This window comes from Amycolatopsis rhizosphaerae (genome assembly GCF_007713715.1).
Classification (GTDB): domain Bacteria; phylum Actinomycetota; class Actinomycetes; order Mycobacteriales; family Pseudonocardiaceae; genus Amycolatopsis_E; species Amycolatopsis_E rhizosphaerae.
In genome coordinates this window covers 1-7,517 of record NZ_VJWX01000353.1, presented here as the reverse complement: position 1 = coordinate 7,517, position 7,517 = coordinate 1, and the positions used below count along the sequence as shown (strand labels likewise).

Here is a 7,517-nt window from a genome sequence, read left to right as displayed (position 1 = left end):
CTCCCGTACTCGCGCCGCGGCGCCCGACCCGCCAGTTGATGGTGGGTTCGGTGGGTGTGGGCAGCGAACACCCGATCTCCGTGCAGTCGATGACCACCACGCTGACCGCGGACGTCAACGCCACGCTGCAGGAGATCGCCGAGCTGACCGCGGCGGGCTGTGACATCGTGCGCGTCGCCTGCCCTTCGGCGGACGACGCGGAGGCGCTGCCCGCGATCGCGAAGAAGTCGAAGATCCCGGTGATCGCCGACATCCACTTCCAGCCGAAGTACGTCTTCGCCGCGATCGAGGCCGGTTGCGCGGCCGTCCGGGTGAACCCGGGCAATATCAAGAAGTTCGACGACAAGGTCAAGGAAATCGCGCAGGCCGCCAAGGACCACGGCACGCCGATCCGGATCGGGGTCAACGCGGGTTCGCTGGACCCCCGCCTGCTGAAGAAGTACGGCAAGGCGACGCCGGAGGCGTTGGCGGAGTCGGCGCTGTGGGAGGCGTCCCTGTTCGCCGAGCACGACTTCCACGACATCAAGATCTCGGTCAAGCACAACGACCCGGTGGTCATGGTGCGGGCGTACGAGCTGCTCGCCGAGCAGTGCGACTACCCGCTGCACCTCGGCGTCACCGAGGCGGGCCCGGCGTTCCAGGGCACCATCAAGTCGGCGGTGGCCTTCGGTGCCCTGCTGCGGCAGGGCATCGGCGACACGATCCGCGTCTCGCTGTCCGCGCCTCCGGTGGAGGAGGTCAAGGTCGGCGCGCAGATCCTGCAGTCGCTGAACCTGCGCCCCCGCAAGCTGGAGATCGTGTCCTGCCCGTCGTGTGGCCGTGCTCAGGTGGACGTGTACAAGCTGGCCGACGAGGTGACGGCGGGCCTGGAGGGCCTGGAAGTGCCGCTGCGGGTGGCCGTGATGGGCTGTGTGGTGAACGGCCCCGGTGAGGCCCGCGAGGCCGACCTCGGGGTGGCCAGCGGCAACGGCAAGGGGCAGATCTTCGTGCGGGGCGAAGTGATCAAGACCGTGCCCGAGCACCAGATCGTGGAGACCCTGATCGAAGAGGCCATGCGCATCGCGGAGGAGCACGGCGACGCGGAAGGAAGCGGTCAGCCCGTCGTCACGGTGAGTTAGGCTCCGAGCTCGGTGGGCGCTTCTCGGGCGCCCTTGCCGCTATCCTTGAGGGCAGTCGTCGAGCGCAGAAACGGGGTGGGGTCGTGAGCGTTGCTTTCACGGATTCCGCGCTGAGCTGGAACTACCTGCTGGATACCTGGCGCGAACTCGAGGTGCCGGGGGGATGGCGGCCCGAACTCACCGTCGAGGGGATCCGGATGACGCCGCCACCGGGGGGACCGCACAACCTCATCGCAGGCTGGGTACACCGGGGATTGTTGCCCGCGGTACCGGAAGGGTGTGAGGTCTTTCAGACCCTGGGGGTGGGGATCGAGCGGATCGGCGGGATCTACGTGCCCGATCTGTGTGTGGTGCCGCGTGACGTGATCCCGGAGAACTCGGACCCGGTGCCCGCGGAACACGTCCTGCTGGCCGTGGAGATCACCTCGCGGGGCAATGCCCGGCACGATCGCTCGAAGAAGAAGTGGGCCTACGCGCACGGCCCGATCCCGCTGTACCTGCTCATCGACCAGTTCGATGAGGACGGTCCGGCCGTTTCGCTGTTCTCCGATCCGGTGGACGGCGTGTACGGCAAGACGATCCGGGTGCCGTTCGGCCGTGAAATCGAAATCGGCGAGCCGTTCGGCCTTCGACTGGACACCACGCGGTTCTAGGACGGCGCCATGGTGTCGGGGCGGCCGGTTGCCCGTGCCGGGGGGTCATCTGGCAGTCTGGACGATGTGTTGCGGCTTGCCGGTGCACGGCTGCTCGGTGATCGGGACTTCGCGGCGGTCCGTGCCGTTCTCGCGGCCGACCCCGTGGCGAGTTGCATGGTGAGCGCTCGCGTCGAGGTCGCCGGTCTCGATCCGTGGCGGCTCGGCGGTGAGCTGTGGGCGGCCGACTACCGCGGCTGGGGCTCCGGGCGGCTGCCCGGCCTGTGCTTTTCCGGCCCCAACCTGATCCCCCTGCGTGGCAACGCTTCCGCGCTGCGTTCCTTCGCCGACCGTGCGCTGCGCCGCCAGCGCCTCTGTTCCTCTCTCGTCGGTCCGTCCGAGCAGGTGCTCGGGCTGTGGGACCAGTTGGCGGGGGAGTGGGGCCCCGCCAGGGAGGTTCGCGAGGACCAGCCGCTGATGGCGATGGACGGCCGGACGGAGGTGGCGGTGGATCCGCTGGTCCGTCCGGTGCGGCCGAGTGAGATCGAGCAGTACCTGCCGGCCGCGATCGCCATGTTCGTCGAAGAGGTGGGGGCGGACCCGTGCGCGGGAGACGGCGGCGCGAGCTACCGTGCCCGCGTGGCCGAGCTGATCGCGAGCGGGCGCGCGTTCGCGCGGTTCGAGGGCCGCGAAGTCGTGTTCAAGGCCGAGATCGGCGCGCTTTCCCGTACCGTGGGCCAGATCCAGGGTGTCTGGGTGCGTCCGGACCGGCGAGGCCGCGGCCTGGGCAGGTCCGGGACCGCGGCGGTGGTGAGCCATCTGGTCAACGGATTGGGCCGGACCGCCAGCCTGTACGTCAACTCCTTCAACAGTCCCGCGCTGGCCGCCTACCGGGCGATCGGCTTCCGCCAGGTCGGCCGCTACGCCACGGTCCTGTTCTGATGTTCCGGGCACGCCGTAGGGTGGAGGTATGTCCCAGCGTGCCCCACTGAAGCCCGGCGTCCAGACGCCCCGTCGACCCGTCCCCGCCAGCATTCCGCGCCCCGAATACGTGGACAAGCCGGCACCGAAGCGCGACAACGGCAATGGTGTGCGCACTTCCGAGGTCATCGAGGCGATGCGGATCGCGGGCCGGATCGCGGCGCAGGCGCTGGAGGAGGGTGGCAAGGCCGTCAAACCCGGCAACACCACCGAAGACGTGGACAAGGTGGTGCACGAATTCCTGCTCGACCACCACGCCTACCCGTCGACCCTGGGCTACCGGGGGTTTCCCAAGTCCTGCTGCACCTCGCTGAACGAGGTCATCTGCCACGGTATCCCGGACTCGACGGTGATCGAGGACGGCGACATCTGCAACATCGACGTCACCGCCTACATCGGTGGGGTGCACGGTGACACGAACGCCACCTTCCTGGCAGGCGACGTGTCGGAAGAGGTGCGACTGCTCGTCGAGCGCACGCACGAGGCCACCATGCGGGCGATCAAGGCGGTGCGCCCGGGGCGGCAGCTGAACGTGATCGGCCGCGTGATCGAGTCCTACGCCAAGCGGTTCGGCTACGGCGTCGTGCGGGACTTCACCGGTCACGGTGTCGGACCCGCCTTCCACACCGCGCCGACCGTGCTGCACTACGAGGAACCGTCGGTGACGACGGTGATCGAGCAGGGCATGACGTTCACGATCGAGCCGATGATCACACTCGGCACGATCGACTACGACGTCTGGGACGACGACTGGACCGTCACCACGAAGGACAAGAAGTGGACGGCCCAGTTCGAGCACACCATCGTCGTCACCGAGACGGGCGCGGAGATCCTGACTCTTCCCTGAGCAGTAACTGGTCGAGGAAGCCGCCGGCTTCGGCGGCGGCCCGTTCCGGATCGCGGTCGGCGATCGCGGCCAGCAGGCCGTGGTGGCCGATCTCGATCCGCTCGTCGAGGTGGTCGTGGGAGGTGGTGGCCACGCTGGCCGTCACCACCTCGGTGAGGCCGCGGTAGAGCTCGGTGAGCAGCGTGTTGTGTCCACATTGGACGACCTTGAGGTGGAAGCCGGCATCCGCGCGGACGAAGTCCTCGAGGGAGTTCTCGCGCTGCGCGCGCTCGCGTTCGTCCAGCAGTGCGCCGAGTTCGGCGAGTTCCTCGGGGGTGTGCGCGGTCGCGGCCAGGCGTGCGCCCTCCATTTCGAGGCTGCGCCGCACCTGCAGGACCTCGCGCAGTTCGGTGCCGCACAGGCGGCGGAGGGCGCCGGACACCTCGCTCGTGGCCCGGACGTAGGTGCCGTTGCCCTGCCGTACTTCGAGGAGGCCGCCGTGTGCGAGCGCGCGGACGGCTTCCCGCACGGTGTTGCGGCCGACGCCGAGGGTGGTGGCGAGGGCGCTCTCCGTCGGGATGCGGTGGCCCACCGGCCACTCGCCCCCGGCGATGGCGCCCTTCAGTTGCTCGATCACCTGGTCCACGAGCCCGGCCCGCCGGGTGGTGGCTAGTGGCACACCTGATCCCTTCACCCGATCATCCTATGTCTGCCATAGTAGCCAGTGTGGCCGACATAACCGTGCAACAGCCTTCCGTGCGCCGGGTGCTCTCCGGCGGTGTCCTCCTGGGGGTCGCCGTCGTGCTCGCAGCGGTGAACCTGCGTCCGGCGGTCACCTCGGTCGGCTCGGTGCTCGACGAGATGCGGGAAACGCTCGGTGCCTCCTCGACCTGGGCCGGTGCCCTCACCACGGTGCCCGGCCTCTGTTTCGCGGCGGCCGGTTCGACCGCGCCCTGGGTGGCCCGGCGGATCGGGCTCGGGGGTGCGGTCGCCACGGCACTGGCGCTGCTCACCGCCGGACTGGTGCTGCGGGTACTGGACGGCCCGCTGGTGGTGCTCGGCGGCACCCTCGTCGCCACCGCCGGGATCGCGTTGGCGAACGTGCTGATCCCCGTGGTGGTGAAGGAGTCCTTCGCAGCACGTGTCGGGCTGATGACGGGGCTCTACACCGGGGCGCTGCAGGCCGGTGGCGCCCTCGGCTCCGCCGTGACACCGCCCTTGGACACCGCGCTCGGCGACTGGCGCCCGGCACTGGCGTCTTGGGCGGCGCTGTCCGGTCTCGCGCTCGTGGTGTGGCTCGCCGCCGCTCGTGGCCGTCCCTCGCCGCCGGTGCCCCAAGGAGCACACGGCGAGGCCGGCCGGTCCCTGCTGCGCAACGGCCTGGCATGGATCGTGACGCTGTTCTTCGGCTTCCAGGCCTGCCTGGCCTACATCGTGATGGGCTGGCTGCCGCAGGTGCTGATGGACGCCGGAGTGAGCCGCGGTGACGCGGGCCTGCTGCTCGGCCTGGTCTCCGTCCTCGGGCTCCCGGTCAGCCTGGTCGTGCCGCCGCTGGCGGCCCGGCAGGGCAGCCAGAGCTGGTGGATCCTCGGACTCGGCGCGTCCGGCTTCGCCGGGGTGACCGGGGTGATGGTCGCGCCCGGTGCGGCGCCGGTGCTGTGGTCCATCCTCATCGGCATCGGGATGAGCGTGTTCTCCCTCGCGCTGACCACGATCGCCCTGCGCAGCCGCACCTCGCACGACACCGCCCGCCTGTCCGGGATGGCGCAGGGGCTCGGTTACCTGCTCGCCGCGGCGGGCCCGTTCCTGTTCGGCCTGCTGCACGACCTCACCGGGGGCTGGACGGTGCCGTTCGCGATGGTGCTCACCGTGGTGGCCGGACAGCTGGTGTTCGGTGTGCTGGCCGGCCGTCCCCGCTACCTCTGACCCTTCACGGGCAGGTTCAGCAGTGCGTTTTCGATCAGCTCGGGCAGTGCGGGGTGGATCCAGTACTGGCCCCGCGCCATGGTGTGCGCGTCGAGTCCGAAGCTCATCGCCTGAATCAGCGGCTGGATCACCGTCGCGGCGTGCGGGCCGATGATGTGCGCGCCGAGCAGGAGGCCGGTGGCGGGATCGGCGAGCAGTTTGGCGAAACCACTCGTGTCCTCCATCGCCCAGCCGAAGGCGATCCCGGCGTAGTCCTGAGTGGCGGTCACGTATTCCAGCCCGCGCTGCCGCGCCTGCTGCTCGGTCAGGCCGACCGAGGCGACCTGCGGGGACGAGAACACCGCGTGCGGCACGAAACGGTGATCGGCCTCGATCGGCTCGCCGGGGTGAAGCAGGTTGTGCTGCACGACCCTGGCCTCGTGGTTGGCCACGTGCTTGAGCTCGAAGGGCGAGGACAGGTCGCCCAGCGCGTAGATCCCCTCGACGGAGGTCTGCTGGTGCGTGTCCACCTCCACGTGGCCACTGTCCAGAGTGGATACACCAGTGGCGGCCACGCCGAGCAGGTCGGAGTTGGGCCTGCGCCCGGCGGCGACCAGCAACTGATCGCCGGTCACCGTTTCACCGCCTTCCAGTTCGAGAGTCACCCCGGAACCGTCACGGCGTGCCCGCAGGGTCCGCCGGTTCAGCCGGACGTCGTACCGCCGGCTCGCCAGTTCGGTGAACCGCCGGCTGATCTCCTCGTCTTCGTAGCGCAGGAGCGCGCCCGAACGGGCGATCACGGTGACCTTCACCCCGAAGGAGGCGAACACGTGCGCGAATTCGGCCGCGATGAAACCGCTGCCCAGGATCAGCAGGTGCCGGGGCAGTTCGTCGAGCCGCATCACGGTGTCCGAGGTGAGGTAACCCACCTCGTCCAGTCCTTCGACGTCCGGGATCACCGGCCGTCCGCCGGCGGCGAGCACGAACCGGTCCGCGCTGAGGGTCTCGGTGCCCCCGGCAGTCGTCACCGTGAGTTCCTTGTGCCCGGTGAAGCGGCCTTCGCCCTCGTACACCGTCACGTTCGCGTTGTCCGGGTGGCCGATCCGGTACTCCCGGCCGCCTGCCGCGATCGGGTCGATCCGGCCGAAGATCCGGTCGCGCACCTCGCGCCAGCGCACCGCGACCAGTTCCTCTTCCACTCCGAAGCGGTCGCTGACCGACGGGGTGGCCGCGAGGTCGGCGGTGTGCACGAACATCTTCGTCGGAATGCAGCCGACGTTGAGGCAGGTGCCGCCGAAGACCCCCTTCTCCACGATCGCCGTCTTCCAGTCGGCGAACCGCGGATCGAGAATCGAGTTCCCGGAGCCGGTACCGACGATCACCAGGTCGTAGTGGGGCACTGTCCCATCCTTTGCCGTCATCGCGTTCCGTTCCTGCCAACCGGTCCGGGACGGTGCTTGTTCCCCGCCTCAGTCGCCCGTCGCCGTGAAGTGCATGCGGTCGACCGGCTCGTGCCAGGCCCCGCCCCAGCGCCAGCCGATCGCCGCGAAGGCCCGTACCGTCGCATCGCCCGCGAGCACCATGCCGGGGCGCAGCCAGGAGCGATCGAGGTAGGCCGAGGCGAGTTCGGGCAGCACGAGATCGCCCTTGGTGTAGGGATTGCAGAACGGGTCGAGGTCGATCGCCAGGCCGTAGGCGTGGGCCGACCAGCGGGTCTGGCCGCGCGCGGGACGGCAGGCGAAGGCGCTGGTGTTGTTCCCGTCACCGGTCGGCGCCGCGCCCGGTTCGGCCGGGCCGGTGATGTGCATCTCCTCGATCGGGAACCGTGCCCCGAACAGTTCGCCGAACACCCGTGTGACCGCCTCCGCGACCGACGCGTTGACGAGCATCTCCCCGGTGTGCGCGCGACCGTCGAAACCCCAGAACGACATGGTCAGGTAGCGCAGGTCGCTCGCAGGCACCGGGCACGTGCTCTGCCAGGTGCTGCGGGCGAGCACGTCCGCGGGGACGGGCCGGATGGTCGCGGCGTACCGCCCGCAGCACCTGGCAGAGCAC

The 7,517-nt window shown here is 69.7% G+C and carries 8 protein-coding genes; 5 read left to right on the top strand and 3 right to left on the bottom strand.

The annotated features are described in order from the left end of the window. From ispG to map, 4 genes are all read left to right on the top strand, one after another. A partial coding sequence (gene ispG / locus FNH05_RS27030; RefSeq protein WP_246127961.1) for a flavodoxin-dependent (E)-4-hydroxy-3-methylbut-2-enyl-diphosphate synthase occupies positions 1–1,118 on the top strand: 1,118 nt, incomplete at its 5' end. Positions 1,119–1,201: 83 nt separating this feature from the next. Then, positions 1,202–1,771 carry a Uma2 family endonuclease gene (locus FNH05_RS27025; protein ID WP_144591544.1) on the top strand — a complete coding sequence of 190 codons (570 nt, stop codon included), beginning with the start codon at positions 1,202–1,204 and terminating at the stop codon, positions 1,769–1,771. Positions 1,772–1,837: 66 nt separating this feature from the next. Beyond that, positions 1,838–2,692 carry a GNAT family N-acetyltransferase gene (locus FNH05_RS27020; RefSeq protein WP_186382758.1) on the top strand — a complete coding sequence of 285 codons (855 nt, stop codon included), beginning with the start codon at positions 1,838–1,840 and terminating at the stop codon, positions 2,690–2,692. A gap of 28 nt (positions 2,693–2,720) precedes the next feature. Further along, positions 2,721–3,578 (top strand): type I methionyl aminopeptidase, encoded by an 858-nt coding sequence (gene map, locus FNH05_RS27015; RefSeq protein WP_144591542.1) that lies wholly within the window; start codon positions 2,721–2,723, stop codon positions 3,576–3,578. Here map and FNH05_RS27010 read toward each other — a convergent pair. Next, complete coding sequence (locus FNH05_RS27010; protein WP_144591541.1) at positions 3,541–4,236, bottom strand: FadR/GntR family transcriptional regulator; 696 nt, start codon at positions 4,234–4,236, stop codon at positions 3,541–3,543. The genes map and FNH05_RS27010 overlap by 38 nt on opposite strands. Before the next feature lie 26 nt (positions 4,237–4,262). Here FNH05_RS27010 and FNH05_RS27005 point away from each other — a divergent pair, with 26 nt between their 5' ends. Further along, a complete protein-coding gene (locus FNH05_RS27005) occupies positions 4,263–5,483 on the top strand; it encodes a CynX/NimT family MFS transporter (RefSeq protein WP_144591539.1) in 1,221 nt (406 codons plus the stop codon). On the opposite strand, the gene FNH05_RS27000 is transcribed toward FNH05_RS27005, so the two are convergent. Both FNH05_RS27000 and FNH05_RS26995 read right to left on the bottom strand, forming a co-directional pair. Next, positions 5,474–6,862, bottom strand: coding sequence for a mycothione reductase (locus FNH05_RS27000; RefSeq protein WP_144591538.1), 1,389 nt, complete (start codon positions 6,860–6,862; stop codon positions 5,474–5,476). The two genes, FNH05_RS27005 and FNH05_RS27000, sit on opposite strands and share 10 nt — an antisense overlap. A 69-nt stretch (positions 6,863–6,931) precedes the next feature. Further along, on the bottom strand, positions 6,932–7,517 hold a 586-nt coding region (locus FNH05_RS26995), incomplete at its 5' end, for a M15 family metallopeptidase (protein ID WP_144591536.1).